The organism is Novacetimonas cocois (genome assembly GCF_003311635.1).
Classification (GTDB): Bacteria; Pseudomonadota; Alphaproteobacteria; order Acetobacterales; family Acetobacteraceae; genus Novacetimonas; species Novacetimonas cocois.
The window spans coordinates 30764-56094 of sequence record NZ_QEXL01000006.1 but is presented as its reverse complement, the minus strand read 5'-3'; the positions used below and the strand labels follow the sequence as shown (position 1 = coordinate 56094).

The following is a 25331-nucleotide window of genomic DNA, read 5'->3' as shown; positions in this document are numbered from 1 at the left end:
TGTTTTCCAAACTCCTGACTGGCATGAACAGGCTCCCGCCATCATGCGATGACAGGGGCACGCCGTATCAACGCGCGAAAACGCCATTGGTGGCATGAAATGTGACATGAAATGTCACACCGGGCAGGGCATCGGGGCGGCCTTACGCCATCCGGCGGCCCGTGTCAGGTGGAAGTAGGGACCGTGGCGTGGGCTTCACCAAGGGTCGAGGCCCCCTCGTCCGTGCGCCCGTCGGCCCAGACATTGCGGATGACGACCGTCAGATCGGTATGCAGCAGTCCCAGGGCGAAATGCATCACCGGGGTCCAGTGCGTCCCCGGCTGGGGCAGCTGCGCCAGCACGTCTTCCACCCCATCGTCGGGAAGCGGGTGACGACGGCTGCGGCTTGCGGCCTGATCGCAGCGATCGGCAATCAGCCCCAGGACGTGCTGCAGCACTTCGCGCTCGCTGCGCAGGGGATGGCCGGTGCTCGCGGCCTCCCCTTCCACGGCGGCGCGCGCGATGAAGATCGCATCCGCGCGCAACCGGCGCAGAAGCCCCGGCAGGCGCAGCACCAGCGGGTCATGCCGCGCGAGGGACCCGGGATGCTCGACCTCCGCCTCCTTCACGCCGTCATTGAGGTCCTGCAGCAGCGCGCGGCACGCATCGTCAATCGCGGAAACCGCGTCATTGTCCGGATGCTGGTGCAGCGCCAGCTGCAAAAGGTCCGACAGTTGCCGCAGCAAAGCCGCCGAATTGCGCAGCACCTCGCGCCGCGCCCCGTTGCGCAGCACGAAGAACGACACCACGAACGACACCACCACGCCGATCATGATCGAGGCGATACGGTCAAACGGACGGGCGAACGGCGCGCCATTGCCGGGGAACAGCAGGACCACCATCAGCGTGATGACCGCCACGCGCATCTTGGGCCGCGCCGCCGCCAGAACCGCCACGGGCATCAGCATGACCCAGAACACGACATCCGTCGGCCAGTAGAGCCACTGTTCCATCGCGATGGCCGAAATCCCGGCGCTGGCCCCGATCAGGGTGCCCACCACCTGATCCTGCCCGGTCGACAGGGTCTGTGTCATGCGGCTTTGCGTAATCACGACCACGGACGTGATCAACGCCCAGACAGGTTCCTGCAGATGGACCAGATGCGCGACAATGCCCGACCCGATCAGCGAAACCAGCATGCGCACGACCTGCCGCCACGTTCCCCCGGCCAGCAGGAAGGAATCCTTGAGCGAAAGGGACGAAAGACCCGCCATCAATCGGAATGCGCACCTGCTTCGGTCAGGGGGAACGGCACCCAGCGCAGGCCGTCGCTGTTCTGCACCAGGAACAGCACGGTCCGGCGGTGCTGCCCGCGCACAAGGTCGATCTGGTGTTTCAGCTCCGCCGGAGTATTGACGGCCGTCTGCTGCACTTCGGTAATGACATCGCCATTGCGCAGCCCGCGTTCTGCGGCGGGACTGTCATCGGTGACGCCCGTCACGACAACGCCTTTCTGCCCCTCGGCCATGTTGTATTTCTGGCGCGCGATATCGTCGATCGCACCGACGGTGAAGCCAAGGCCCGCGACCGCCATGCTGCCGGTGGCGGGGGCCTTCTGGGCGGGCTTGCCATCCGCCTTGTCGGTTTTTTCCTCAGGCAGGGCGCCGATGGTGATCGTGACGTTCATCGGGTGGTCATGGCGCAGGATGCCCAGATGCGCGACGCTTCCCGCCGGAAGCTGCGCTACGAGACGGGGCAGAGCGCGCCCGTCGATATCCTTGCCATCAAGGGTCAGGATCACGTCGCCGGTCTGCAGGTGGGCGACCGCCGCCGGTCCCTTTGCCTCCACCCCGGCAATCAGGGCGCCATGCGCGCTTTTCAGGCCAAGCCCGTCGGCAATATCCTGCGTCACGTCCTGAATCCGCACGCCGATCCACCCGCGCGACACCTTACCATGCTTGCGCAGCTGTTCGATGATTCCCTGCGCCTCGGCCGAGGGAATGGCGAACCCGATCCCGATCGACCCGCCCGAAGGGGAGAAGATAGCCGTGTTGATCCCGATCACGTCGCCATGCAGGTTGAACAGCGGTCCGCCGGAATTGCCCTTGTTGATCGGGGCGTCCGTCTGGATGAAATCGTCGTACGGCCCCTGTTCGATATTACGCCCGCGCGAGGAGATGATGCCCGCCGTGACGGTGCCCGACAGGCCGAAGGGATTGCCGATCGCCAGCACCCAGTCCCCCACGCGCGCATGGTCGCTGTCGCCAAAGGGCACGGCCGGCAGCGGTTTGGGGCTGTCCACCTTCAGCACCGCAAGGTCCGTGCGGTCGTCATGGCCCAGCAGGTGCGCCTTGAGCACCGTGTTGTCCTGCAGCGTCACGGTAATCTGCTCGGCATTGCGCACGACGTGGTTGTTGGTCACGACGATGCCGGCGGGATCGATGATGAAGCCCGACCCCAGCGCCTGCATCTTGCGCGGCGGCGCGTTGGGGGAGTTCTGGCGGTTCATGAAGTCGTGGAAGAACTTCTCGAACGGGGAGCCTTCGGGGAAATTGGGGATCTGCGGGCTGCTGTCGCCCTCGTCCCCGTCGTCGTCCTCTTCGCCGGGACGGACCATCTCGGTGGTGGAGACATTGACCACCGCGGGCAGCAGCCGCGCGGCAAGGTCGGCGAAGCTGTCGGGCGTGTCATGGCCCGGCGCGGGCAGGCGCACGGGGTCGCTGACGGGGGTGACATGCGGGGCGCCCGCCGACGGGACGAAGGCTGGTGGCGCGGCAGGCGGCAGCGCATATGCCCGCGCCGTTACCATCGCCAGGAACGCGGCCCCCATCCCCATGACGGCGCTGGATCGGGAAAAAGCGGAAACGTGATCGGGCATGTGGCAGGTTGCTTCCTGATCTGGACGGGGCCTGAGGATCTACACCATTGCGGCGGACAGGGCGAATGTCACGCCCCGCCTCCCTGATAACATGACGCGACACCTCCCGGCAGCCCCGTCAGTTCAATAAGCCACGCCGCCAGCGCCTCGCCCAGCAGACGGTACCCGTGATCGTTCAGATGCAGCCCGTCTGGCGACAGATCCAGCGGGCTCAGACCCAGTTCCGTGCACCATGACTTCATCCGGACGTACCGCGTGAACAGCGGGACATGATCCTGCGCCGCGACATGATGCACCGCGTCGCGGAACGCGGGAAACGCCGGACAGGTTTCAAGGACCGGGCAATATTGCTGGTCCATCAGCACGACGTCCGCGCCCGACGCACGCATCGTCGCCAGGTCGTCGCGGGTGCGCGCGACAAAGGCCGCGACATCATCACCCTTGAGCGGATCGTTGCTGCCGGTCTGCCAGACGATCAGATCGGGACGGTCCGCCAGCATGGCGCCGACGCGCGCGTGCATCGCCTCCGCATCATCACCGCCCACCCCATGGGCCACGACCTGCACCCCGCCGGACGCAAACGGGGCCAGCACCTTTTGCATGATGGCGGGCAGGGCATGCGCGGGCGTGCTCGCCCCCACCCCTTCGATCGTGGAAGACCCGAACAGGACGATGCGCACGTCCTGCCCCCCGCGCAGCATGCGCGTCAGGCGCGGCAGCACGTCCGCCGTAATATTGTCCGTCATGACCGTTCCTCCCTCATGAACCCTGCGCGCGTGAACACGGCGCGCCTGCCCCCTGCGCATCGGCAGGGGACAGGCGGCCATTTCCATGCCCGTCCGAACGTATTTGCGATATGACGGACGTCAATCGGAAACCGTTTCGAAATCACGCGACGCCGGCAGGTTGCCTGAAAATGGCTTTGCGATGAACCGGCCACGCCCCTTCACGCCCGCCGCGCGGCCCGGGCCAGCGCACGCCTGCGGTCCAGTTCGCGCGTCATGCCCCACAGCAGCACGAACCCCACCACGTTGATCGTGACCTGCATGCCCCAGCCAACGCCAAAGTTGGTGAAGATCAGCCGCCCGTACAGGTCAAGGATGGTCCCCAGCGTGAATACCTCCAGCGAATGGCGGCCGAACATCGCCATCAGCTGCCCCGCCCGCCCCTGCGACCAGCGCGTCGCCAGCGTGGAGGACTGCACGAGGTAAAACAGGCACAGCACATCAAGCAGCCGCAATGGGGAAAGCACCATCTTGTCCGTCCATGGCGTGGCCATGGGGCGCATGTCCGGCAGGCCCCATCCCGTCCATGGGAACGATTCCACCGCCGAAAACGCAAGATAGGTCCAGCACACCACCGCCAGCGGCCGCGATAGCGGCAGGCTGCCGCCATGACGCCCGGCAAGGATGGCAGCGCATGCCCCCAGCACGAACAGGAACTGCCACGCCAGCGGGTCGAAATACCACCCGTCCGGGTCCAGCCAGTTGGGAAAATTCAGCGACGGGTCGAAATTGACCACCGCCCACAGCGCGCCACTCGCCCCCAGGACCGGCCACGGCCCCACCCGGCGCAGCACCCAGCACAGCGGCGCGAACGCCAGAAGCAGCACGATGTAGAGCGGCAGGATATTGAGGTTGCCCGGCAGCGCCTGCAGCAGCATCACCCGCCACAGCGAATCCAGCCCGTGGGCCAGTTCGGGTTCAAGGAAATCGACCGGCACGGGCCAGTAATGCCGCCATGTCCGGATGGTGAAGATCGTCACGACCGCCATCAGCGTCTGGAACACATACAGCCGCCCGCAACGCCGCAGCAGGCGTTCGACAACCTGCATCCATGGCTGGCGCGAAAAAGCCCGGCCATAGGCCAGCCACGACGCATATCCCGCCAGCAGGACGAACACCTCCGCCGCGTCGGCAAAACCGACATTGCGCATGGTAAAGCGGTTCAGCACGTCCTGGGGGATATGATCGATGCACATCATCAGCAGCGCGACCCCACGCAGGGCGTCGACGCGATGGTCACGTACCCGGGGCGCGGCCTTTCCCGCCGTCACGCCGGAACCCGCCTCCACCGCGGCGGCGCCTGTGCCCCCCACGCTGGTCGCGGGCACGACGGACCCGCATGCCTGTGCATATGATGTCATGGCAACGCACCATTTCTTCTTTTCCGGCATGTCCCCGTCCCCCCCCCGCCGGCGGCAGATGGGGGAACAGCGGATTTCACATTCCCGATACGATATGGATAAAACCCCCGCCAAGGCCAATTTATGGCGCCGGCCATTCGCATTTTGCACAAGGCGGCCTGTCCGGCCCCCTTCCGTCATTGCGCCACGCCCCCTATATCCCGGCTGCATCATTTTTTTTCAGCGCGACAGGGGCAGCATGGCACAGATAACGCAGGCGGCAATCGAACGGGTGCTGCGCGACGTCCGCGATCCTGACACGGGGGCGTGCGCGCTGGACCTCGGCACACTGGATGCCGCGACCGTGCGCGACGGCGTGGTGCATGTGGCCATCGCTACCGACCGCGACCGCGCCGAACGGATCCGCCCGCTGATCGCCGGGATCGAGGCCCGGCTGACGCGCGACCTCGACGGGGCGAAGGGCGCATCCGTCATCCTGACCTCCCACCGCGCGGCCGCCGCGCCACCGCCCCCCGCGAACGCGCCCGGCGGCGGGGGGCACCGTCCGCTGAACCTTGGCGCGAAAGCTGGCGGCGCACAGCCTGCCGGGCCCCTGCCCCCCAACGTGGGACTGGTCATCGCCGTGGCGTCGGGCAAGGGCGGGGTCGGGAAATCCACCACGGCGGTCAATCTTGCCGTAGGCCTAGGGCTGGAGGGGCTGCGTGTCGGCCTGCTGGACGCGGACGTGCATGGCCCGTCGCTGCCACGCATGATGGGCATGACCAGCCAGCCCGAAGTCCGCGAAGGCCGCCTGCAGCCCCTGCATGGCCATGGCATCACCGCGATGTCGATCGGCATGCTGGTGGAGGAAAGCAAGGCGATGATCTGGCGCGGCCCCATGGTCATGGGCGCGATCGGGCAGCTGCTGGCGGACGTGGACTGGGGCGAACTTGACGTGCTGGTGGTGGACATGCCGCCGGGCACGGGCGACGCACAACTGACGCTGGCGCAGAAGACGGCGCTGGCCGGGGCGGTCATCGTTTCCACGCCGCAGGACATCGCCCTGCTCGATGCGCGGCGCGGTGTCGCGATGTTCGAACGGATGCGGGTTCCCGTTCTGGGCATCGTGGAAAACATGTCCTATTTCTGCTGCCCCAACTGCAACCACCGCACCGAACTGTTCGGGCATGGCGGCGCGCGGGCCGAGGCGGAAAAGACCGGCGTGCCCTTCCTTGGCGAAATCCCGCTGCTGGCGGATATCCGCGCCAGCGGCGACAATGGCGCGCCCATCGTCATTTCCGCCCCCGACAGCGCGGCGGGCAAGGCGTACCGCGCGCTGGCGCATACGGTGGGCGGCGCATTGCGCAGGCTGCTGGACAAGAAACGCGGCAGTTGAACACCCCCTGCCCCACAATGGTGGGGCAGGGAATGCGTAACAGATCGCCCGAAACCAACCTATGATTTAAAAGTTTTTGGGTGCCGCCTTTTTTCAAAAAGGCGGCGTCTTCATGAAGCTTTTTTGAAAAAAGCTTCACCAAAAACCTGTTCGAGATTTGCGGGACAGGTGGTCGGGTCTTCTTTCCCCCGGAACGATCCGACAAGCGAAGACCGACCTGCACGGTGCACAACGCGAATGTGGAAACATTGCGTGCATTTCTGGAAAATCCGAAACGAAAACCCCTGACCGCGCACGGCATCAGGGCAGCAGACCGCGCCCCCTAGATCCGGCGATCGCGCTTGATGCGGTCCCATGCAGCGTTGATCTGCGCGATGCGGGCCACGGCCTGCGCCATCTGCGCCTCCGTCGCGCCACGGGCGGCAAGGATGTCGGGATGGTGTTCGCGCACCAGACGCCGCCACATGGCCCGCACCTCGTCATTGCTGGCGGTGCGCGACAGGCCCAGCACGGCATAGGCATCGACCTCGCTCACGCCGGGGCGGGCGCGTCCTTCGCTCGCGCGTTCCCACGCGCCGGGGCTCAGGCCGAACGCGCGATGCACACGACGGAGGAATTCTTCCTCCTGCGCGTTGATTTCCCCCGACGGACCGGCATCGGCACGCGCGATGACGAACAGGGAGGCAAGCCCTTCCTCCAGCATTTCGGTGCGGTTGGAAAATGCCTTGCCCAGTTCGCGGGCAAAGGCCTCGTAATCGTCGGTGCGCTGCCGGGCCATGTCGAACAGGCGCCCGACCTCCTTCATGTTTTCGGCGGGCACGTTGAACCGGCGCTTGAACGCGTCGATTTCCGCACGGTTGACCGCCCCGTCACACTTCGCCAGCTTGGCCGACAGGATGATGATGACCAGCCCGTACATCTGGTCGCGCTTGCCCATCGCGGCGGCAAGCTTGGCCGCCATGAACGTGGCCGCGCCATTGGGATCGGCATTGGGGCGGCCGCCCCAGCGATCGGTCCAGCCCCCGGCGGGCGTTTCCAGCAATGATCCGTTATCGGCGGCGTGCCCAAGGGCCGTCCCCACAAGGGCGCCAACGGGACCGCCAACCGCGAACCCCGCGACACCGCCAAACAGTTTTCCCCATATCGCCATGCGCCGAACCTAGCACGACGCGCGTGGCAACCCAACTATTCTTGCCTGTTTCCGTTCCCTGCTGGCGGCAGGGCAGGCATCCATTCCGAAAGGGCCGCGACCCGCAATGCCGAGGCCAGCGTGCGTGCCGGATCGCGACTGGCGTCGATGCGCGCGATCAGGATCGTAAGGCCGATCCCCCGCGTGCGGGCCATGCGTTCCAGGGCGTCCCAGAACTCGGGCTCCAGCGCGACGCTGGTGCGATGGCCCGACAGCATCATGCTGCGCTTGCACAGCATCGGGGTGGCCGGATCGGGGCGCGGTCCCCTCATGCAGGCAGGCGTTCCGTCGCCCAGCGCGCGGCGTCGGCCACGACGGGGGCCGCGTCGTCACACAGCCCCTGCGCTACGGGACGCAGTTCGGCGCGTCCGCTGTTGCCGATGGCGATCAGGACATTGCGCACGAAACGCGCCCGCCCGATCCGCTTGACGGGCGATCCGGAAAACAGGCGCCGGAATCCCGCATCGTCCAGCATCGCAAGGTCACGCAGCGCGGGCGCGACCAGATCCGGCCGCGCCTGCAGCTTCATCTGCCGCGTCGCGCGGGCAAAGCGGTTCCACGGGCACACGGCAAGGCAGTCGTCGCAGCCATAGATGCGGTTGCCCATCAGGGGGCGCAGTTCGTGGGGGATGGGATCGGGGTTTTCAATCGTCTGGTAGGAAATGCACCGCCGCGCGTCGATCCGTCCCGGCGCGGGAAAGGCAGCGGTCGGACAGATATCGAGACAGCGCGTGCAGGTCCCGCATCCCCCCCCCGACGGCGCGGAAGGCGGCAGGTCCAGCGTGGTATAGATTTCGCCAAGGAACAGCCAGCTGCCATGCTGGCGGGAGACGAGGTTGGTATGCTTTCCCTGCCATCCCAGCCCCGCACTGGCCGCCAACGGCTTTTCCATGACGGGGGCCGTATCGACAAACACCTTCACGCCGGGGGGCGGCATGTCGCCGCCGGCCTGCCTGCGTCCCTCGGCCACGATGAACTGCGCCACCTGCTTGAGCATCCCCTTGACCACGTCATGATAGTCGCGATGCCGGGCATAGACCGAGATATTGCCCGCCGTGGGATCGCGCAGCGTCGCCAGCGCATCGCCATCGGGGGCATAGGACAGGCCCAGCGAAATCACGCTGCGGACCTCCGGCCACAGGGCACGCGGGTCGCCCCGCCATGACATGCGCTGCGCCATCCAGTCCATCGCGCCATGGCGTCCCGTCTCCACGAACTCATGCAGGCGCAGGCGCGTGGCGTCATCCAGCGTGGCGGGCGCAAATCCCACCGCGTCGAACCCCACCGCCAGCGCGCGCTCGCAAATCAGGCGCGCGAGGGTCCCCTGCGCGCCGGGGGGATGGGTCACGGGCCGCACGCGCGCCATCGTTCAGGGCACGGGCGGGATGTCGGGAAAGGGCATCTCGTCAGGGGACCAGTCCTCCATCGCCCATTGCGCGCGCAGGTGGGCGGCATGTTCGGGCAGCGTGCCATCAACGATCGCAGCACGGATCCCGCGCATCAGCCGCTGGTAATAGGACAGGTTGTGCCATGTCAGCAGCATGGGGCCCAGGATTTCGTTCGTGCGGAACAGGTGATGCAGATAGGCGCGGCTGTGGCGCGAACAGGCGGGACAGTCGCAGTGGGGCGAGATCGGGCGGCTGTCGGTGGCATGGCGCGCGTTACGCATGTTCAGCGTCCCGCGTTCGGTATAGGCACGCGCCGTGCGCCCCGCCCGCGTGGGCATGACGCAGTCGAACATGTCCACACCGCGTTCCACGGCACCCAGCAGGTCGTCGGGCGTGCCCACCCCCATCAGGTAGCGCGGCGCGTCGTCGGGGATCAGACCGACCGTGACATCGAGGGTGGAGAACATGAGTTCCTGCCCCTCCCCCACCGCGAGGCCGCCGATGGCATATCCCTCGAACCCAATATCCGTCAGGGCGCGCACGCTTTCGGCGCGCAGCTCAGGCTCCGTCCCGCCCTGGATGATGCCGTACTGGGCATAGCCGGGACGCGGGACGAACGCCGCGCGACACCGCTCCGCCCAGCGCATGGACATGCGCATGGACCGGGCGATCGCCTCCGCCGGGGCCGGCAGAGCAGGACATTCGTCGAAACACATGCTGATGGTCGCATCCAGCGCATGCTGGATATCGGTGGAACGTTCGGGCGTCAGCCGGTGTTCCGAACCGTCGATATGCGAACGGAACGTCACGCCATCGGCGTCGAGCCTGCGCAGCGGACCCAGCGACATGACCTGGAACCCGCCCGAATCCGTCAGGATCGGCCCCGGCCAGTCCATGAACCGGTGCAGCCCGCCCAGTGCGCGGACGCGCTCCGCCCCCGGACGCAGCATCAGGTGATAGGTATTGCCCAGCACGATGCCCGCCCCGGTGGAGCGCACCGCGTCCATCGTCATCGCCTTGACCGTGCCCACGGTGCCGACCGGCATGAAGGTGGGGGTTGCGACCGTGCCATGGGCGGTGTCGAGGTATCCCGCCCGCGCGTGACCCGAACGGGCCTGCGCCCGCCAGCGAAAAGCGGTCATGCCGCACCTCCGTCATTACGATGCAGCAGACATGCGTCGCCATAGGAATAGAAGCGGTAGCCCGTGGCCATCGCATGTTCATACGCCGCGCGCATCCGGGCCCGGCCGGAAAATGCGCTGACCAGCATGAACAGGGTGGAGCGCGGGAGGTGGAAATTCGTCAGCAGCATGTCCACCGCGCGGAAACGGTATCCGGGGCGGATGAAAATCGACGTTTCCCCATGAAAGGGCCGCACGATCCCGTCCTCCCCCGTCGCGCTTTCCAGAAGGCGCAGCGACGTGGTGCCGACCGCCACCACGCGTCCCCCCGCCGCGCGCGCGTCATTGATGCGTTGCGCCGCATGGGGGGAAATCGTGCCGCGTTCGGCATGCATGCGGTGTTCGGAAATCTGTTCGCTGCGCATCGGCAGGAAGGTGCCCGCCCCCACATGCAGCGTCAGCGTCTGGCGCAGGACGCCTGCCTTCTCCAGCCCTGACAGCAGGGCGGGCGTGAAATGCAGGCCCGCCGTGGGGGCCGCCACCGCGCCGCGATGCTGGGCAAAGATGGTGCTGTAATCCCTGCGATCCTCCTCCGTCGGACCATCGGGGCGCGCGATATAGGGCGGCAGGGCAAGGTGGCCGGTGTCATGGAGGAACTGGTCGAATGCCTCGCCTTCCACGTCAAAGCGCAGGACGACACCCCCCGCCTCCTCGCACACCACGACTTCCGCCGTGACGGGACTGGGCGCGAAGGTCAGGGTATCGCCCGGACGAAGGCGGCGGGCGTTGCGCGCCAGCGCATGCCACGTGCCATCAGGCAGGATCCGGTCCAGCGTGATCCCGATACGCGCCGCCCCGCGCATGGCCGAAAGCTGCGCCGGGATGACGGCGGTGTCGTTGGCCACAAGGATATCGCCCGCCCGCAGGCATCCGGGCAGGTCGCGCACATGGCGGTCGATGAACGCGCCGTGGGCCAGGACCTCCAGCATGCGGGCGCTGTCGCGGGGACGCGCCGGGTGATCGGCGATGAGGTCCGGCGGCAGGTCGAAGTCGAAATCAGAAACGAGATCCGTCATGAGCATCCCTTTACGGAATCCATGACGGCGTTGCCAGCGCGAAGGTGCGCGACGCGGCCATTACGCGGCCCGACAGGGCCCAATGGCAAACCCGGAGGGCGCGGAATCATTCCCGGCCATGCGTGATGCGTGGACAGGAGGCTGTCATGCATGACGCGCCGGCATATGACGCACGGGCAAAGGTCGGGCAATGATTGGACACACACCGACAAGGCAGTAAAGAATACGGCCCGTGATTCGCGCGTGGGCCGGTCCCGCGCGTGCAACCTTACGCAGACATAAGGAAACTCCCGATCATGTCCTATGCCGCACTGGATGCCGCCCGCCTGGCCAAGGCCTGCAAGGCCGCGCTGATAGCGCTTGACGAAGTCACCGGCGAAAAGTCGGAGGCCCATCAGCGCAAGACCCTGATGATCCAGCGCATCGGCGCGCTGGCGCTGGCTGCCGCGGAATGCAAGCATGGAACCCCCGTCGTCACCCTGACGTCAGAGGAATTCTGGCTCATCAGCAACAACTGGTAGGATGCCACGGCGTCCGCGCAGGCAACGCGGACGGGGCGGCCACGGCAGGCCGCCTGCCCCTTTCTTTCATTCGCATGGCGCCACCCGCGATGGCGGCGCCGGCTGCAGGAAACCGGTATCATGACCTTTACACTGACCAGTCGCGCCTTTCATGAGGGCGACCGCCTGCCAGAGGCGCAGGTCTTCGACGGCATGGGCTATTGCGGGGGAAACATCTCCCCCCCGCTGGCATGGTCGGGCGCGCCCGAAGGCACCAAAAGCTTCGCCATCACGATGTACGATCCCGACGCCCCGACCGGATCGGGATGGTGGCACTGGGTCGTCATCAACATCCCCGCCAACGTGACCTCGCTGCCTGCGGGCGCGGGATCGGGGGATGCCAACCTGCCGGAACATGCCGTGATGACGCGCACCGATTTCGGGGGCAATGTCTATGGTGGCGCAGCCCCCCCGCCCGGGGCCGAGCATCATTACATCTTCACCATCCATGCCCTCGATATCGAACGCATCGACCTGCCGACCGACGCCAGCGGGGCAATGGTCGGCTTTGTCGTGGGCAAGCATAGCCTTGGCTCCGCCACGCTGACGGCCGTGTACGGCAAGAAGTAAGAGACCGCCTAAAAAGGCAGACCCAATAACACCCTGAAATAATGAAGTTTTTGGTGAAGCTTTTTTCAAAAAGCTTCAGGGGAACGCCGCCTTGCAAGAAATAAAGGCGGCGCCCAAAAACTTCGTTTCCACCAGCGGTTTATTGCCAGTCAGGTCCCAAGCCCCCGCCCGCGTCCCCTGCACAGGGGACGCAAAGGCGGGACGGATATCCCTTCGCTCAGCCCTGATAGGAAGCGATTTCGATCAGGTTTCCGTCCGGGTCCTCGCAGTAAACCGAGGTCACCGGACCCAGCGCGCCAAGGCGGGCCACCGGCCCTTCCGTCACATGCACGCCGCATTGCTGCAGGTGTTCCACCACGTCGGCGCTGCTGACGGCGGTGATGAAGCACATGTCGTTCGTGCCGGGCAGGGCGTCCTGCGCCGTGGTCCAGCCCTGCGCCCCGTGGGGACGCAGGTTTATCTTCTGTCCCCCGAATTTCAGGGCCGTGCGGTTGTTGCGGCCATACTCCTCCCGTTCCATGCCCAGGACGCGCTGATACCATGAAGACGAGATCTCCAGATCCCGCACGGTGACAACAAGATGGTCCAGTCGATCGACGGTAAAACGCATGGCGCGCAGTCTCCGGTTGTCAGCCCCAAAACGGGGCCGACGGACCGATTCCTCAGCCCGTCAGCCCATCGTAGAAATCATTACCCTTGTCGTCGATAACGATAAAGGCGGGAAAATTCTCCACCTCGATCTTCCATACCGCTTCCATGCCCAGTTCGGGATATTCCAGCACCTCGACCTTGCGGATGCAGTCCTGCGCCAGACGCGCCGCCGGGCCACCCACGGAACCGAGGTAGAAACCGCCATACTCCTTGCACGCGTCGCGCACGGTCTTGGACCGGTTGCCCTTGGCCAGCATCACGTACGATCCGCCCGCCTTCTGCAGCATGGCGACATAGCTGTCCATGCGGCCCGCCGTGGTGGGGCCGAACGACCCGGTGGGCATCCCCTCGGGCGTCTTGGCCGGCCCTGCGTAATAGACGGGATGGTCCCTGAGGTACTGGGGCAGGCCCTCGCCCTTTTCCAGCCGTTCGCGGAATTTGGCATGCGCGATGTCGCGCGCCACCACCATCGTGCCCGTCAGCGACAGGCGGGTGCGCACCGGATACTGCGACAGTTTCTTGCGGATTTCGTCCATCGGCTGGTTCAGGTCGATGGCGACTTCCTCCCCACCCAGATGCTCGTCCGTCATTTCGGGCAGGAAGCGCGCGGGATCGGTCTCCAGCTGTTCGAGGAAGACCCCGTCGGCGGTGATGCGGGCCTTCACCTGACGGTCGGCGGAGCATGATACCCCGATCCCCACAGGCAGGGACGCGCCGTGACGCGGCAGGCGCACCACGCGCACGTCATGACAGAAATACTTGCCCCCGAACTGCGCGCCGATGCCCAGACGCTGCGTCAGCTTGTGGATCTTTTCTTCCATTTCCAGATCGCGGAAGGCATGGCCCTGCGGGCTGCCCTCGGTCGGCAGGCTGTCGAGCCACTTGGTGGAGGCAAGCTTCACCGTCTCCAGCGTCTGTTCGGCCGACATGCCACCGATCACCACCGCAAGGTGATAGGGCGGACAGGCCGACGTCCCCAGCGAACGGATCTTGCCATCCAGCCACTTCAGCAGGTTTTCCTCGGTCGACAGCAGGGCGCGGGTTTCCTGGAACAGGAACGTCTTGTTGGCCGACCCGCCGCCCTTTGCGATGAACATCAGGTCCATCTGTTCGGCATGGTAATCGCCCGGCGTTGCCGAGATATGGAACTGCACCGGCAGGTTGGTGCCCGTGTTGACTTCCTGGAACATCGACAGCGGCGCCATCTGCGAATACCGCAGGCTGGTGCGGGTATAGGTATCGTACACCCCGTGGGAGAACGCCTCTTCCTCGTTCCCGTCGACCCAGACGCGCTGGCCCTTCTTGCCATAGACAATGGCGGTGCCGGTATCCTGGCACATCGGCAGCACGCCGCCCGCCGCGATGCAGGCGTTCTTCAGCAGGTCGAGCGCCACGAAACGGTCATTATCCGATGCCTCGGGATCCTTGAGGATCTTGGCCAGCTGCGCCAGATGGCCCGGACGCAGCAGGTGGGCCACGTCGTTGAAGGCACGCGCGGCAAGTTCACGCAGCGCCTCGGGACGGACATGCACGACGGTGCGTCCGCCCAGGACGGATGTGGTGATCCCCTCGATCTCCAGCTTCTTCCATGGCGTGTCATCGTCATGAAGCGGGAAAAGCGGCCCATAGACAAAGGGCTTGAGGGCCGGTTTCGCGGCCTTGGTCGATGTAACGGTGTTCAACGGACGGTCTCCTGCCTTAATGGATGCCCCCAGATTGATTCCAGGTGACTGTTTTATGGCAAAGGCGCCCGGTCCCACCCGGGCGCCCGGATGAAATCAGGGCTCAGCCCGGCTCTGTGCCCCGCTTGCGAAAGGCGGCCAGGCTTACGACCTGCGGCGAGGACGCCGGCGCGTCTTCGCCGGCGGGCACATCACCCTCGCCGGCATGGCCGTCCCCGGCGTCCTTTTCGGAATCGCGGGCGCGGGTTGCATGCACCTGCGGAACGACGCTGTGGATTTCGGCCGACGGGGCGGGCTGCGGCGGCTGTTCGGGCACATGGAACGCAAGGTGCAGCTTGATATGCGGATCGGCGAACGCGGATATCGCCGCCACCGGGATCACGAGGGTCGCGGGAATGCCGCCAAAAGCAAGCTGGACCGAAATCGTTCCCGCCGCGCGATCGACCTTCAGCCCATGGAACTGGTGCTGCAGGACGATGGTGATTTCATGCGGGTACTGCGCACGCAGCCGGGCCGGCATTTCAACGCCCGGCCAGTCGGTCCGGAATGTCAGATAGAAATGATGACCACCCGGCAGCCCGCCTGCGGCCACGACGTGTTCAAAGGCACGCAGCATGACGTCGCGATATGCCTCCTGAAGCCAGGTATCATAGGGCAGGAGACTGTCGGGGATACTGGCGTCAAAACCATTTTCCTCGTCGTGATCATCGGACATTTCGGGCTTCTCCGTAACGGCGGCACCGGATTCGCGGGCCGACCTTATCAGACATGCGGGTTCAGACCACGCCGTGCCACAGCATGAAGCTGTGCGTCAAACCCTGCCGCAAGACAAGGGAACATCCGGCCTGCCCGCCTTCACGAAGCAGATAGGCAGGACGACGGAACCGATATCACGGGGATCTGGGCAAGTGAGGGGGCTTCTGTTGCCCGGTGCCCCCTCGAACCGCGCTTATCGCTTATGCAGCGACAGCGAGCACCTCAGAGTTATCGTTGGCACTTGTAAGTTTAGCCCGATAACGGCGGTACAATGCCGGGCAAAAGGCGGGTCTTTACCATGCGTGTCGAGCCTGTTTCGTTCCCATCTTTCGGATGTGGCGGAAGCCTGTTCCGTCCATCGCGAAAAAACTGGTGGAAACGCCGGGTACCGCCCCCGGGTCCACAACACTTATTCCACGCGCCGTTTATCGCCATAGCCAAGGGGCAGAGCCCCTCCGGCACCAACAGATATAGGGACGATGGATGACGGGCGCAAGGTGATGCGGATGATCCGGCCATGATGAAATCCGAAACTGGCACGAATGGTGCCGGGCATGGTATTGCGCGGCAACGCTCGAACCCCCAACACGAATGGTGGCCCATGTTTTCCAACGACCAGAAATCGGCAATCGACGCGGCGCGCGCCGCATGGACCCCAACCCGCCGCATGGTCGTCCCCGCAGTGGAAGAGGCGATGTACGAGCCCATTCCCGTACTCGACACGGGATTCGTGCGGCTGGTCGATTACATGGGGGGCGACGATGGCATCGTGCAGGGCGCGCGCGTGTCATATGGCAAGGGCACGAAAAGCACGTCGGACGACCGTGGCCTGATCCGCTACCTGATGCGCAACCGCCATACCAGCCCGTTCGAACTGGCGGTCATCAAGCTGCATGTCCGCGCGCCGATTTTCGTCACCCGGCAGTGGTTCCGCCACCGCACCGCCAGCATCAACGAATATTCGGCCCGTTATTCCGTGCTGGAGAAAGAATTCTATTTCCCCCGCCCCGAGGACATCGCTATCCAGTCCGCCAGCAACAAGCAGGGACGTGGCACCACCCTCCCGCCCGAGCAGGCGCAGCAGGTGCTCGATATCCTGCGCGACGACGCGGCGCGGTGCTATGACCATTATCTCGACCTGCTCAACGAGGACGCGACCGGCGCGCCGGTTGACCCCGCCCGCCCGTCGATCGCGCGCGAACTGGCGCGCATGAACCTGCCGGTCAACATCATGACCCAGTTCTACTGGCAGATTAACCTGTGGAACCTGCTGCATTTCCTGCGCCTGCGCGCCGACAGCCACGCCCAGTACGAAATCCGCGCCTATGCCGATGCCATCCTGGGACTCGTGGAAAAATGGGTGCCGCTGACGTTCGGGGCCTTCCGTGATTACATGCGCGACGCGGTGCTGCTGTCGGGACCGGCGCTGCGGGTGTTGCGCGCCGTCATGGCGGGACAGCAGGTCGATCCGAAGGCGGAAGGCCTGTCGCGGCGTGAAATCACGGAACTGGCGAACATGTTCCCCGAAATCGCGCCCCGCATCACCGCGGGCTGACATCGGGGCCTCAACATCGCGTGACCCGGATTCCCGTCCCCGCCCCGATCGGCGTGCCAGAGGCGGCGGACGGCCCGGATCGGGTGAAAGATGTGGATTCCCCGCCACACCTGAGGCATCAATCACATGATATGATGTCATTGCATGTCGATGTGAAAACCCGGTTTACTCCCATGCCGTCATTGCAATGCAGGCACAATATCCGTCCGATCCCCCGCTTGCGGATTGCACAACGGTCATCCCATGCTAGAGAGGGACGCAAGCGGGCATGGCCCATACAAGGTTTTATAAATACATAGCCTCCGGCGTTCTTCCGCCGGAACCTAGAAGACAGAGGGAAGCGGAAACGAGCATGCGCGCAGAGACAGGATCGAATTCTTCGTCGCCCCGCCCGTCCCCGCTTTCCTGTCGTCCGGCGCTGCGTCTGGCTGGTGCGTTCATGGGGCTGCTGGCGCTGGCGGGCTGTGCGACGCCGCCGCCCAAGGATCCCGACGCGCTGGCGGAATACAAGGAAGCCAACGACCGGTACGAAAAGCTGAACCGCAAGGCGTTCGGCATTACCATGTGGGCCAACAAATATACGCTGCGTCCCGTCGCAAAGGCCTATATCTGGGCCGTGCCGCGCCCGCTGCGCAATTCGTTCGGCAGCCTGTACCAGACGATGAACGAACCCGTCGTCTTCTTCAACGATGTCGGGGCGGGCAAGCCGCGCCGCGCTGGCGATGCGTTCGTGCGGTGGTGCATCAACATGACGGTCGGGCTTGGCGGCCTGATCGATGTGGCCAACTACGCAGGTTACAAGCATCATGACAATGATGCCGGCCTGACGCTGGCGACATGGGGCGTCCCGTCGGGCCCCTACCTGTTCCTGCCGGCGCTGGGTCCGTCATCCTTCCGCGATGGCCTCGGCTATGGCATCGATGTGGGCCTGTCGCCGTGGAACTACGTGCCGCGCGGCTATGGCCTGCTGACATTCAACTGGGCCTACAACATCATGGGCACCATCAACGGGATGGCGACCAATGTCGATGCGCTCGATCAGGTGATGAAGGATTCGCTTGATCCCTACGCGACGATCCGCAGTGCCTACCAGCAGCAGCGCAAGGCACAGGCCGCGGCCATCAAGGCGGACCACCGGGCTACGGTTCCGGACTGGTACAGCAACAGATAAGAACAAACAGGGACACAGCGATGCAGACATCCTTCACCCGTCGCCATGCACTGGGTCTTCTCACCATAGTCGGCACCCTGTCGGTGACAGCCCCCGTCCACGCCGTCGACAGCGGTGCGCAGGCCCGTACGTTCGTGCATGAATTCGGGAACAAGCTGGTCGCGATCGTCAACAACGATATCTCCCTCTCCCAGAAGAAGCAGCAGATCGAACCGCTGCTTGACCAGAACGTGGATGTCGATGCCATCGGCCGGTACTGCATCGGACGGTACTGGCGCGTCGCCACCCCCGAACAGCAGACCCATTACCTGCAGCTGTTCCATCAGGTGCTGGTCAACGCCATTACCGACAAGATCGGGGATTATCGTGGCGTTTCCTTCACCGTGGGGCAGAGCGCGCCGTCGGGCGACGATATCGCGGTGTCCACCGTCATCAACCGTCCGGGACAGCCGCCCGCCAATACGGAATGGGTCATCAGCAATTCCACCGGATCGCCCAAGGTCGTCGATGTCGTGGGCGAGGGCGCGAGCCTGCGCCTGACGCAGCGACAGGATTACAGCTCCTACATCGCGCGCAATGGCGGCAATGTCGATGCGCTGCTCCACGCCCTGACGCGGCAGCTTGCCAACCATCACTGATGGTGGCTGTCTGAAAAACAGGGAAAAGTTTTCAGGCGTCGCCTTTTTCCACAAAGGCGACGTCTTTCAAAGATTCACCAGAAGCTTTCATGGTTTCAGGGCATTAACTGGACCTGCCTTTTCAGGCGGTCCCAGAACCGGCGACACAATATCTGCGGGCGGGACCAAAAGGGTCCCGCCTTTTTTATCGCCAGCTCCCGCCCCTCAGTGCAGGGTGCCTGCCGGCACTCCGCCGGGCACCCGCACGCTGTGATAAAGCAGCATCGACCGCCCGTCTGGCGCGGCATAACGCTGGCAGACGGCCATGCCACTGCCGCCGATGATCTTGCGCCCGACGATATCCGCGTCCTGCACATGGGCGACAATGCGCCGTACCCCGACATCATGGGCGAACGCCAGCGCGGCGCCCGCCGCCTCCCGCGTCAGGCCGCGACCGGCGCGGGAGGGGAAAAGGGCATAGTCGAATTCGTATGTCCCATCCTTCCCCACGGGCCAGACGCCCGCCATGCCGACAAAGCGCCCCCCCTCGCGCACCGCGAAGATGCCGACGCCGTCGCGACCCCAGCTGAAGATGTGCGCGGCCATGTCCGCCTCGCTCTGCCCGCGGGAGCGTACGCCCCCACCACGCAGGCCCATCGCGCCTGCATTGGCCTTCAGCCGCGCGACATCGTCGATGTCCCGCCAGGACACGGGCTCCAGTTCCAGCCGTCCAGTGCGAATACGATGTTCCATACGTAACCTCACCTCTGCCAGGCATCCCGTTGTGACCGCTTCCGCGTGGGTATCCATGATGACGCGATCCCCGCCGGACCGGTTCCCGAAGACGCAGGTCGATCCGGTTTGATGATATCTGTTATGGAAACGGTTTGTCCCATTTTTTCATCATGCCATGAAAATCCGGATGATATCAGGCAACTGGCGTCATGGCTCCGACAAACGCACCATGCGCATCGGCATGCCGCATGGGTCGTATGTGCACAGGCCCGGCGCCACGCCGATATTCCATTTGACACGTCGGCGAAGGATGGTCGATTTTACTGCATATCATGACCGGCCCAATAATCTCTGACGATCAGCAGGCTACGGTTCATATGTTCCCCCTCAAGCGCATGCTTTCGATGCCTGAGGCCGCTGAACATATCGGAATCACTCCCTTTCGCCTGCGCTGTCTGCGTCTGGTGCGGGCCGGACCCCATGTCGCCGTGAAGAATGCGCGCGAACTCCTCTACCGAATCGAGGATCTGGATTCCTACGTCCTGTCCCTGTACGAACGGGTCAACATCTCCACCACCGAACAGCTGCGCCACCGCAATGAATGGCGTGGACGGATCGCGGGCCTGCCGGATACGCAGCGCGGCCGGATATCCGATCCCTTCATGCAGGTCCTGACGCGCGACGAACTGCTGGAGGCCGGGGCCAATCGCGGGTTCCGCGTCGCGTTCCTCGGGGGACTGTTCCTGATTTTCCTTTCGCATACCCCCCTGCTGTGGCGCCTGTGACACGGCCGTGACGGGTCGGTCGCGCCCGACAGGGCCCGCCTGTTCCTGCCGGTGTGGCCACAGGTTTCGCCGGACAGGTTTTTTATGGGGGCGGGGCTGTTAATTCGCCATATGATCCGCTACCCAAAGACATTCGATGGCGGAACAATCATGGAAATGGATTATGACAGCTAAGCGCAATGCCGGGCTTGCCCCGACCCGTCAGCGGGCCGGGTTCGGACGATGGGTCACGCTGGCGCTGGCGATGACCCTGACGCCGGTCGCGGCAATGGCGCAAGGTGCTGCCACTGGCGCCGCACCGCAGCAGCCCCCGGTCCTGCCGATGCCGGCGGTGCCGGAATTCAAGCCGCTTCCCCCCGGCACACGTCCCGCAGCCCCGGTGATCGGCGTGTTCAACACGCAGATGATCATGTCGCAGTCGGTGGCGGTACAGAAAATCGAAAAGGAACTCGGCACCCGCCGGGAGGCCCTGGTCAGCGACGTGCGGGCCGAGGAAACGCAGCTGCAGGGCATCCGCCAGACCATCCTCAAGAGCGGCAAGGCCCCCACCCCCGCGCAGCAGCAGGACCTTCAGAAGCGGGTGATGGCGGACCGGACCAAGTTCGGAAACCGCAGCCGCATCCTTGAGGAAGACGCGCAGGTCGGGCTGAATCAGGTCCAGCGCGAAATCCAGCAGATCGTCTCCGCCATTGCGCGGGCGCGTGGCATGACGATGGTCCTTCAGGCCGGGACCGCGGCCCTGCATGACAATACGCTCGATATCAGCAGCGAAGTGGTCACCCACCTCAATTCGACGCTGCCGTCGGTCTATATCCCCGGACCGAACGAAGATCCGGAAGAAATCGCCAAGACGGGCAAATATCCTGTCGCGCCGTTCCAGATGAACGATCAGGGCGGCGATCAGTAAGTCGCCTTTCCTTCTCTTTCCCCCGCCCCTCCTGACGGATGGCGCGGGGAAGAATCCCGATCAGGACAGCAGATCGGCGGGGAACGCCCCCGACGCCTGCATGGCATCCGCAGGCGTCAGGCGCACCAGCAGGCCACGCCTGCCCCCGTTGATGACCATATAGGGTTCGGCCTGTGCTTCCTGCGCCATGGCGGTGGGGACCTTTTTCTTCTGCCCGAAGGGGCTGATGCCCCCCACCCTGAACCCCGTGGCGCGTTCGGCATTGGTCGGCTTCATCATCTGCGCCGATTTCCCGCCAAAGGCCGCCGCGACCTTCTTCATGCTGATATTGCGCGCGACCGGCACCACGACACAGGCCGGGCGACCGTCAACCTCCACCATCAGGGTCTTGAAAACCCGTTCCGGCGGCTCCCCGATCGCCTCGGCAGCATGATTGCCGACCTGCTCGGCCGTGGAATCATATTCGTACGTAACAACGGTATAGGCGACGCCAGCCCCGTCGAGGGCAATCGTCGCGGGCGTGCTCTTGCTCATGCCGCGCAGTATATGTCCAGACATGGCTGAATGCGAAACCGTAATGCGGTTTCATGCCAGCGATCCGTCGACAGCATGCCGGATTCAGGTCGCCGGCTGCACGATCGGCCGAGCAACGATACGCTGCCCCTGCCGGTTTTCATCGGGCAGGCACAAAGGCAGGATCTGCCGCGCCACCTGATCGGGACGCGGCAGGGGTGCGAAATCCTCGCCCGGCATGGCCTGCCGCCGCATCCGCGTGGCCGCCACACCCGGATCGAACAGGTTGACACGCAGGACGCATCGAGCAGGAATCTCGCTGGCCCATGTCAGGACAAGCGCATCCTGCGCCGCGCGCGACGCCGCGACCATCCCCCAGAACGGGGCCGGTATCCGGGCATGCGGATCACTGAGGAACACGGCACGCCCATGCGGCGCCTGTTCCAGCAGGGGCGCCGCCGTGCGGATCAGGCGCCATGCCGCCGTGGTGTTCAGCGCAAGGCAGTCCTGCCACGCATCGGGGCGCATGTGGGTCACGGGGGTCAGCACGCCAAGGGTCGCGGCACAGTGGACAAGGATGTCCAGACGGCCGAAACGCGCCATGATGGAAGGGCCGAGCATATCGACTGCGGCCCCGTCCGTCAGATCCATCGGCAGCAGCGTCGCCCGCCCCGGCCCGTCATGGCGGACTGCGATCAGATCATCCGTCCGTTCCAGTCCCCCCACCGTCCGCGCCACCAGGATGCAGTGCGCCCCGGCCCCGGCCAGGGCGCAGGCCACGGCCTGCCCGATCCCCCGGCTTGCGCCGGTCACCAGTGCCACCGATCCTTCAGGCAGGCGGCGTGGCGGTTGCGGGGTCACGCCGGGGTGGTGGGATTTTCAGCGTTGTAATCGACCAGTTCGATGGGATAGTCGCCGGTGAAGCACGCATCGCAATAGCGGTTGCATGCCCCCTGCCGGTCCTTGTAGCCCAGCGCGCGGTACAGCCCGTCAAAGGAAATGAACGCCAGCGAATCCACGCCGATCAGTTCGGCCATTTCCTCAAGGTTATGCTGCGCCGCCAGCAGTTTGCTGCGTTCGGGCGTATCAATGCCATAGAAGCAGGAATGCATGGTGGGGGGCGAGGAAATGCGCATGTGCACTTCCTTCGCGCCCGCCGCGCGCACCATGTCCACGATCTTGCGCGAGGTGGTGCCACGCACGATCGAATCGTCCACCAGAACGACCCGCTTGCCATCCAGCACCGGACGGTTGGTGGAATGCTTGAGCTTTACGCCAAGGTTGCGGATCTGGTCCGTGGGTTCGATGAAGGTACGGCCCACATAATGGTTGCGGATGATCCCCAGTTCGAAAGGAATGCCGCTGGCGACGGAATACCCCATGGCCGACGGCACGCCGGAATCGGGCACCGGCACGATCACGTCGGCCTCCACCGCGCTTTCGCGGGCCAGTTCGACGCCGATCTGCTTGCGCGTGTCATACACAGCCTTGCCATCCATGACGGAATCGGGTCGCGCGAAATAGATGTACTCAAATACGCAGAACCGCGACTGCTTGGAATCAAAGGGACGGATCGAACGGATGCCCTCGTCATTGATGACGACGATCTCGCCCGGTTCGACATCGCGCACGAACTCGGCGCCGACGATATCAAGGGCGCAGGTCTCGCTCGCCAGCACCCATGTCGGGCCTTCGCCTTCCTCGCCGGGGATCTGGCCCAGGATCAGCGGACGCACGCCCAGCGGGTCGCGCACGCCCATCAGCGCATCGCGCGACAGGGCCACCAGCGAATACGCGCCCAGTACCTGCTTGAGCGCATCGATCAGACGGTCCTCCACGCTCGCATACAGCGAAATGGCGATCAGGTGGATGAACACCTCGCTGTCGGTCGTGGACTGGAAGATGCAGCCCCGGCGCACAAGCGCCTTGCGCAGGGTTTCGGCATTGGTCAGGTTGCCGTTATGCGCCACCGCAAGGCCGCCGAATTCGAAATCGGCGAACAGGGGCTGCACATTGCGGATCAGGGTCGCGCCGGTGGTGGCGTAACGGTTGTGCCCCACGGCGCTGTGGCCCGGCAGGGTCGCCATCACGTTCGCATCGCCAAAGACATCGCCCACCAGGCCCAGCCCCTTGTGCGTATGGAAACGTTCCCCGTCATAGGACACGATGCCGGTGGCTTCCTGCCCGCGATGCTGCAGCGCATGCAGCCCCAGCGCGGTCAGCGCGGACGCCCCCTTGGTGTTCCATACGCCAAAGACGCCGCATTCCTCATGCGGCTTGTCATCGTCATGCCACTGGGCGGGGACATCGTCGTTCGGCGCGCATGCCCCCGTGGGAGAACCGGACGAGGCGGAGAAGCGGATACGGGACATGGATCAGCAATCTTTCCTTGACGGACAGCGGCGGCGGAGACCGATGGAAGGTTCAGACTGGCGCGTCATGACGTGTTCGCGCCGGTTGCGCAAGGTGTGGCGTGACGGAATCGGAGGTAAAATGTGACAGGTAGGTCGTGCTGTCGCCAATGACCGGGACAATCCGGCTGTCATTCATGGCGTCGGGCCACGTGTCGCGCGGCATGAGGAAACACACCGCCAGATACAGCACAAGCAGGCAGACATACCCCCGCAGCACGCCGAACAGCAGCCCCAGCATCCTGTCGATTCCACCCAGGATGGAGCCACGCACGGCCTGACCCGACAGATGGGCGGTGGTGGTAAAGACGACAAGGAGCGCGATGAACATTATTCCCAGCGCCGCCCCCCGCGCCAGCAGCGGCGTATGGATCCACTGCGCCGCATAGGGGATGAGGAAGCCATGCCAGCTGAAGGACAGGATGCCGGCCATGAGCCACGCGGCAACGCCCAGCACCTCACGCGAGAAGCCGCGAACGGCCCCCACGACTGCCGACAGCCCGACAATGGACAGGCATGCAATGTCGATCCAGCTCATCTTTGGCCCGACACCCCGCGGGGGACCGGCCGATGCGGGATCATGCGTGCCGGGAATGTCTGCACGCTGCGGGCATGGACCCGATCCATGGATCGTGCTGTTCCTTCTGCTCCGGTGGGCGGCAGGGGCACCAGGTCACGACGACGCCCCGTCGCCGGGCCTGCTTATGCCATCTGCCCGTCATGGTTCATAGGGGGAAAACCATCAATCCCGGCCCCCGGCGTCCACATGGCACCTGCCGCATGGATCACGGCAGCTTGGTCGTGCGGATCTTCCACGGACGCCGCCGCAGCGCGGGCGCGACGCTGGCGCGTTCGGCCGTGTTCAGCGCCAGCAGCAGGTTGCCCATGCGCGTGCGGCGGTCCAGTTCGATCCAGATATCCTCCGGCTCGACACCGCAGACCACCCATGTACGCATCAGTTCCGACAGGACATCGGCGCTCTGCATCACAAGCTGGTCGTGATCCTCGCTCATCAGGGCAATCAGGCACTGTTCGGCATGGATGGTGAAACGGCGGGCGGCGGCGCGGATATGCGCCATCGCCTGCGCATCTGGCGGCTGGCCGGGATCAGGGAGGCCCCGGTTGCCCAGCCGCGCCAGCAGGCGTTCGTACAGGCGCGTCATGATCTCCGCCGCCTGCGGGCGCGGCGTCGGATCGGCACTCTCATCGGCACTGTCGCAGGGGGGTGGCTGGCGCATGACACGATGATGGGGGGCATCGCGCACC

26 protein-coding genes and 1 other RNA gene are annotated in these 25331 nt (G+C 65.0%); 8 read left to right on the top strand and 19 right to left on the bottom strand.

Annotated elements, in window-relative coordinates:
* Nucleotides 1-164: 164 nt before the first annotated feature.
* From NJLHNGOC_RS05630 to NJLHNGOC_RS05615, 4 genes are all read right to left on the bottom strand, one after another.
* Nucleotides 165-1253, bottom strand: a complete 1089-nt coding sequence (locus NJLHNGOC_RS05630; RefSeq protein ID WP_113595511.1) for an FUSC family protein — start codon at nucleotides 1251-1253, stop codon at nucleotides 165-167.
* The gene (locus tag NJLHNGOC_RS05625; RefSeq protein ID WP_113595510.1) at nucleotides 1253-2857 is read right to left on the bottom strand and encodes a DegQ family serine endoprotease; all 1605 of its coding nucleotides are present in this window, start codon (nucleotides 2855-2857) and stop codon (nucleotides 1253-1255) included. The genes NJLHNGOC_RS05630 and NJLHNGOC_RS05625 overlap by 1 nt, the downstream gene beginning before the upstream one ends.
* A 68-nt stretch (nucleotides 2858-2925) precedes the next feature.
* Complete coding sequence (locus NJLHNGOC_RS05620) at nucleotides 2926-3603, bottom strand: SGNH/GDSL hydrolase family protein (protein WP_113595509.1); 678 nt, start codon at nucleotides 3601-3603, stop codon at nucleotides 2926-2928.
* 200 nt (nucleotides 3604-3803) lie between these two features.
* Nucleotides 3804-5003, bottom strand: coding sequence for an OpgC family protein (locus tag NJLHNGOC_RS05615; RefSeq protein ID WP_113595508.1), 1200 nt, complete (start codon nucleotides 5001-5003; stop codon nucleotides 3804-3806).
* 238 nt (nucleotides 5004-5241) lie between these two features.
* On the opposite strand from NJLHNGOC_RS05615, the gene NJLHNGOC_RS05610 reads away from it, so the two are divergent.
* Nucleotides 5242-6378, top strand: a complete 1137-nt coding sequence (locus tag NJLHNGOC_RS05610; RefSeq protein WP_113595600.1) for an Mrp/NBP35 family ATP-binding protein — start codon at nucleotides 5242-5244, stop codon at nucleotides 6376-6378.
* A gap of 322 nt (nucleotides 6379-6700) precedes the next feature.
* Here the strand turns inward: NJLHNGOC_RS05610 and NJLHNGOC_RS05605 are convergent, their stop codons facing one another.
* Genes NJLHNGOC_RS05605 through queA form a run of 5 tightly spaced genes read right to left on the bottom strand, consistent with a single transcriptional unit; the run spans nucleotide 6701 to nucleotide 11152 of the window.
* Nucleotides 6701-7528: a TerB family tellurite resistance protein gene (locus NJLHNGOC_RS05605; RefSeq protein WP_113595507.1), complete on the bottom strand. Its 828-nt coding sequence runs from the start codon at nucleotides 7526-7528 to the stop codon at nucleotides 6701-6703.
* Nucleotides 7529-7563: 35 nt separating this feature from the next.
* Nucleotides 7564-7839, bottom strand: coding sequence for a ribbon-helix-helix domain-containing protein (locus NJLHNGOC_RS05600; RefSeq protein ID WP_239021359.1), 276 nt, complete (start codon nucleotides 7837-7839; stop codon nucleotides 7564-7566).
* Entirely contained in the window at nucleotides 7836-8933 is a 1098-nt protein-coding gene (gene queG / locus NJLHNGOC_RS05595; RefSeq protein WP_113595505.1) for a tRNA epoxyqueuosine(34) reductase QueG, read from the bottom strand. The genes NJLHNGOC_RS05600 and queG overlap by 4 nt, the downstream gene beginning before the upstream one ends.
* Before the next feature lie 3 nt (nucleotides 8934-8936).
* On the bottom strand, nucleotides 8937-10097 hold the full coding sequence (gene tgt, locus NJLHNGOC_RS05590; RefSeq protein WP_113595504.1) for a tRNA guanosine(34) transglycosylase Tgt: 1161 nt from the start codon (nucleotides 10095-10097) through the stop codon (nucleotides 8937-8939).
* The gene (gene queA, locus NJLHNGOC_RS05585) at nucleotides 10094-11152 is read right to left on the bottom strand and encodes a tRNA preQ1(34) S-adenosylmethionine ribosyltransferase-isomerase QueA (RefSeq protein WP_113595599.1); all 1059 of its coding nucleotides are present in this window, start codon (nucleotides 11150-11152) and stop codon (nucleotides 10094-10096) included. The genes tgt and queA overlap by 4 nt, the downstream gene beginning before the upstream one ends.
* 296 nt (nucleotides 11153-11448) lie before the next feature.
* Here queA and NJLHNGOC_RS05580 point away from each other — a divergent pair, with 296 nt between their 5' ends.
* Together NJLHNGOC_RS05580 and NJLHNGOC_RS05575 are read left to right on the top strand one after the other, a co-directional pair.
* Nucleotides 11449-11673: a hypothetical protein gene (locus tag NJLHNGOC_RS05580; protein WP_110527957.1), complete on the top strand. Its 225-nt coding sequence runs from the start codon at nucleotides 11449-11451 to the stop codon at nucleotides 11671-11673.
* Between the two features lie 120 nt (nucleotides 11674-11793).
* Nucleotides 11794-12282 carry a kinase inhibitor gene (locus NJLHNGOC_RS05575; protein ID WP_113595503.1) on the top strand — a complete coding sequence of 163 codons (489 nt, stop codon included), beginning with the start codon at nucleotides 11794-11796 and terminating at the stop codon, nucleotides 12280-12282.
* 217 nt (nucleotides 12283-12499) lie between these two features.
* Here NJLHNGOC_RS05575 and NJLHNGOC_RS05570 read toward each other — a convergent pair whose 3' ends face one another.
* The 4 genes from NJLHNGOC_RS05570 to ssrA all read right to left on the bottom strand — a co-directional run bounded on the left by NJLHNGOC_RS05570 (nucleotide 12500) and on the right by ssrA (nucleotide 15871).
* The gene (locus NJLHNGOC_RS05570) at nucleotides 12500-12892 is read right to left on the bottom strand and encodes a VOC family protein (RefSeq protein ID WP_113595502.1); all 393 of its coding nucleotides are present in this window, start codon (nucleotides 12890-12892) and stop codon (nucleotides 12500-12502) included.
* 52 nt (nucleotides 12893-12944) lie between these two features.
* The gene (locus tag NJLHNGOC_RS05565; RefSeq protein ID WP_113595501.1) at nucleotides 12945-14615 is read right to left on the bottom strand and encodes a fumarate hydratase; all 1671 of its coding nucleotides are present in this window, start codon (nucleotides 14613-14615) and stop codon (nucleotides 12945-12947) included.
* A gap of 103 nt (nucleotides 14616-14718) precedes the next feature.
* Nucleotides 14719-15330 (bottom strand): SspB family protein, encoded by a 612-nt coding sequence (locus NJLHNGOC_RS05560; protein WP_113595500.1) that lies wholly within the window; start codon nucleotides 15328-15330, stop codon nucleotides 14719-14721.
* A gap of 194 nt (nucleotides 15331-15524) precedes the next feature.
* Nucleotides 15525-15871, bottom strand: a transfer-messenger RNA (tmRNA) gene (gene ssrA / locus NJLHNGOC_RS05555).
* A gap of 101 nt (nucleotides 15872-15972) precedes the next feature.
* Here ssrA and thyX point away from each other — a divergent pair.
* The 3 genes from thyX to NJLHNGOC_RS05540 all read left to right on the top strand — a co-directional run bounded on the left by thyX (nucleotide 15973) and on the right by NJLHNGOC_RS05540 (nucleotide 18735).
* Nucleotides 15973-16926 (top strand): FAD-dependent thymidylate synthase, encoded by a 954-nt coding sequence (gene thyX, locus NJLHNGOC_RS05550; RefSeq protein ID WP_113595598.1) that lies wholly within the window; start codon nucleotides 15973-15975, stop codon nucleotides 16924-16926.
* Between the two features lie 439 nt (nucleotides 16927-17365).
* Complete coding sequence (locus tag NJLHNGOC_RS05545; protein ID WP_110527974.1) at nucleotides 17366-18097, top strand: MlaA family lipoprotein; 732 nt, start codon at nucleotides 17366-17368, stop codon at nucleotides 18095-18097.
* A gap of 20 nt (nucleotides 18098-18117) precedes the next feature.
* On the top strand, nucleotides 18118-18735 hold the full coding sequence (locus tag NJLHNGOC_RS05540) for an MlaC/ttg2D family ABC transporter substrate-binding protein (protein ID WP_110527978.1): 618 nt from the start codon (nucleotides 18118-18120) through the stop codon (nucleotides 18733-18735).
* A gap of 204 nt (nucleotides 18736-18939) precedes the next feature.
* Here the strand turns inward: NJLHNGOC_RS05540 and NJLHNGOC_RS05535 are convergent, their stop codons facing one another.
* Complete coding sequence (locus tag NJLHNGOC_RS05535; RefSeq protein WP_113595499.1) at nucleotides 18940-19467, bottom strand: GNAT family N-acetyltransferase; 528 nt, start codon at nucleotides 19465-19467, stop codon at nucleotides 18940-18942.
* Between the two features lie 359 nt (nucleotides 19468-19826).
* Between NJLHNGOC_RS05535 and NJLHNGOC_RS05530 the strand changes: the two genes are divergently transcribed.
* The gene (locus NJLHNGOC_RS05530) at nucleotides 19827-20234 is read left to right on the top strand and encodes a DNA-binding protein (RefSeq protein WP_113595498.1); all 408 of its coding nucleotides are present in this window, start codon (nucleotides 19827-19829) and stop codon (nucleotides 20232-20234) included.
* Nucleotides 20235-20397: 163 nt separating this feature from the next.
* Complete coding sequence (locus NJLHNGOC_RS05525) at nucleotides 20398-21141, top strand: OmpH family outer membrane protein (protein WP_113595497.1); 744 nt, start codon at nucleotides 20398-20400, stop codon at nucleotides 21139-21141.
* A 60-nt stretch (nucleotides 21142-21201) separates the two neighbouring features.
* On the opposite strand, the gene ybaK is transcribed toward NJLHNGOC_RS05525, so the two are convergent.
* The 5 genes from ybaK to NJLHNGOC_RS05500 form a co-directional block, all read right to left on the bottom strand.
* Nucleotides 21202-21675 carry a Cys-tRNA(Pro) deacylase gene (gene ybaK, locus NJLHNGOC_RS05520; RefSeq protein WP_113595597.1) on the bottom strand — a complete coding sequence of 158 codons (474 nt, stop codon included), beginning with the start codon at nucleotides 21673-21675 and terminating at the stop codon, nucleotides 21202-21204.
* Nucleotides 21676-21759: 84 nt separating this feature from the next.
* Nucleotides 21760-22467 (bottom strand): SDR family NAD(P)-dependent oxidoreductase, encoded by a 708-nt coding sequence (locus tag NJLHNGOC_RS05515; protein WP_239021358.1) that lies wholly within the window; start codon nucleotides 22465-22467, stop codon nucleotides 21760-21762.
* Between the two features lie 44 nt (nucleotides 22468-22511).
* Nucleotides 22512-24026, bottom strand: a complete 1515-nt coding sequence (purF, locus tag NJLHNGOC_RS05510; RefSeq protein WP_113595496.1) for an amidophosphoribosyltransferase — start codon at nucleotides 24024-24026, stop codon at nucleotides 22512-22514.
* Nucleotides 24027-24078: 52 nt separating this feature from the next.
* Nucleotides 24079-24603: a CvpA family protein gene (locus tag NJLHNGOC_RS05505; RefSeq protein WP_113595495.1), complete on the bottom strand. Its 525-nt coding sequence runs from the start codon at nucleotides 24601-24603 to the stop codon at nucleotides 24079-24081.
* 247 nt (nucleotides 24604-24850) lie between these two features.
* On the bottom strand, nucleotides 24851-25330 hold the full coding sequence (locus NJLHNGOC_RS05500) for a phosphoribosyl-ATP pyrophosphatase (protein ID WP_239021357.1): 480 nt from the start codon (nucleotides 25328-25330) through the stop codon (nucleotides 24851-24853).
* Nucleotide 25331: the final 1 nt, after the last annotated feature.

Excerpts from the sequence above, each read along its gene's own strand:
- NJLHNGOC_RS05630 (WP_113595511.1), bottom strand. The coding sequence starts at position 1,253 with ATGGCGGGTCTTTCGTCCCTTTCGCTCAAGGATTCCTTCCTGCTGGCC.
- NJLHNGOC_RS05625 (WP_113595510.1), bottom strand. The coding sequence starts at position 2,857 with ATGCCCGATCACGTTTCCGCTTTTTCCCGATCCAGCGCCGTCATGGGG.
- NJLHNGOC_RS05620 (WP_113595509.1), bottom strand. The coding sequence starts at position 3,603 with ATGACGGACAATATTACGGCGGACGTGCTGCCGCGCCTGACGCGCATG.
- NJLHNGOC_RS05615 (WP_113595508.1), bottom strand. The coding sequence starts at position 5,003 with ATGACATCATATGCACAGGCATGCGGGTCCGTCGTGCCCGCGACCAGC.
- NJLHNGOC_RS05610 (WP_113595600.1), top strand. The coding sequence starts at position 5,242 with ATGGCACAGATAACGCAGGCGGCAATCGAACGGGTGCTGCGCGACGTC.
- NJLHNGOC_RS05605 (WP_113595507.1), bottom strand. The coding sequence starts at position 7,528 with ATGGCGATATGGGGAAAACTGTTTGGCGGTGTCGCGGGGTTCGCGGTT.
- NJLHNGOC_RS05600 (WP_239021359.1), bottom strand. The coding sequence starts at position 7,839 with ATGAGGGGACCGCGCCCCGATCCGGCCACCCCGATGCTGTGCAAGCGC.
- queG (WP_113595505.1), bottom strand. The coding sequence starts at position 8,933 with ATGGCGCGCGTGCGGCCCGTGACCCATCCCCCCGGCGCGCAGGGGACC.
- tgt (WP_113595504.1), bottom strand. The coding sequence starts at position 10,097 with ATGACCGCTTTTCGCTGGCGGGCGCAGGCCCGTTCGGGTCACGCGCGG.
- queA (WP_113595599.1), bottom strand. The coding sequence starts at position 11,152 with ATGACGGATCTCGTTTCTGATTTCGACTTCGACCTGCCGCCGGACCTC.
- NJLHNGOC_RS05580 (WP_110527957.1), top strand. The coding sequence starts at position 11,449 with ATGTCCTATGCCGCACTGGATGCCGCCCGCCTGGCCAAGGCCTGCAAG.
- NJLHNGOC_RS05575 (WP_113595503.1), top strand. The coding sequence starts at position 11,794 with ATGACCTTTACACTGACCAGTCGCGCCTTTCATGAGGGCGACCGCCTG.
- NJLHNGOC_RS05570 (WP_113595502.1), bottom strand. The coding sequence starts at position 12,892 with ATGCGTTTTACCGTCGATCGACTGGACCATCTTGTTGTCACCGTGCGG.
- NJLHNGOC_RS05560 (WP_113595500.1), bottom strand. The coding sequence starts at position 15,330 with ATGTCCGATGATCACGACGAGGAAAATGGTTTTGACGCCAGTATCCCC.
- thyX (WP_113595598.1), top strand. The coding sequence starts at position 15,973 with ATGTTTTCCAACGACCAGAAATCGGCAATCGACGCGGCGCGCGCCGCA.
- NJLHNGOC_RS05545 (WP_110527974.1), top strand. The coding sequence starts at position 17,366 with ATGGGGCTGCTGGCGCTGGCGGGCTGTGCGACGCCGCCGCCCAAGGAT.
- NJLHNGOC_RS05540 (WP_110527978.1), top strand. The coding sequence starts at position 18,118 with ATGCAGACATCCTTCACCCGTCGCCATGCACTGGGTCTTCTCACCATA.
- NJLHNGOC_RS05535 (WP_113595499.1), bottom strand. The coding sequence starts at position 19,467 with ATGGAACATCGTATTCGCACTGGACGGCTGGAACTGGAGCCCGTGTCC.
- NJLHNGOC_RS05530 (WP_113595498.1), top strand. The coding sequence starts at position 19,827 with ATGTTCCCCCTCAAGCGCATGCTTTCGATGCCTGAGGCCGCTGAACAT.
- NJLHNGOC_RS05525 (WP_113595497.1), top strand. The coding sequence starts at position 20,398 with ATGACAGCTAAGCGCAATGCCGGGCTTGCCCCGACCCGTCAGCGGGCC.
- ybaK (WP_113595597.1), bottom strand. The coding sequence starts at position 21,675 with ATGAGCAAGAGCACGCCCGCGACGATTGCCCTCGACGGGGCTGGCGTC.
- purF (WP_113595496.1), bottom strand. The coding sequence starts at position 24,026 with ATGTCCCGTATCCGCTTCTCCGCCTCGTCCGGTTCTCCCACGGGGGCA.
- NJLHNGOC_RS05505 (WP_113595495.1), bottom strand. The coding sequence starts at position 24,603 with ATGAGCTGGATCGACATTGCATGCCTGTCCATTGTCGGGCTGTCGGCA.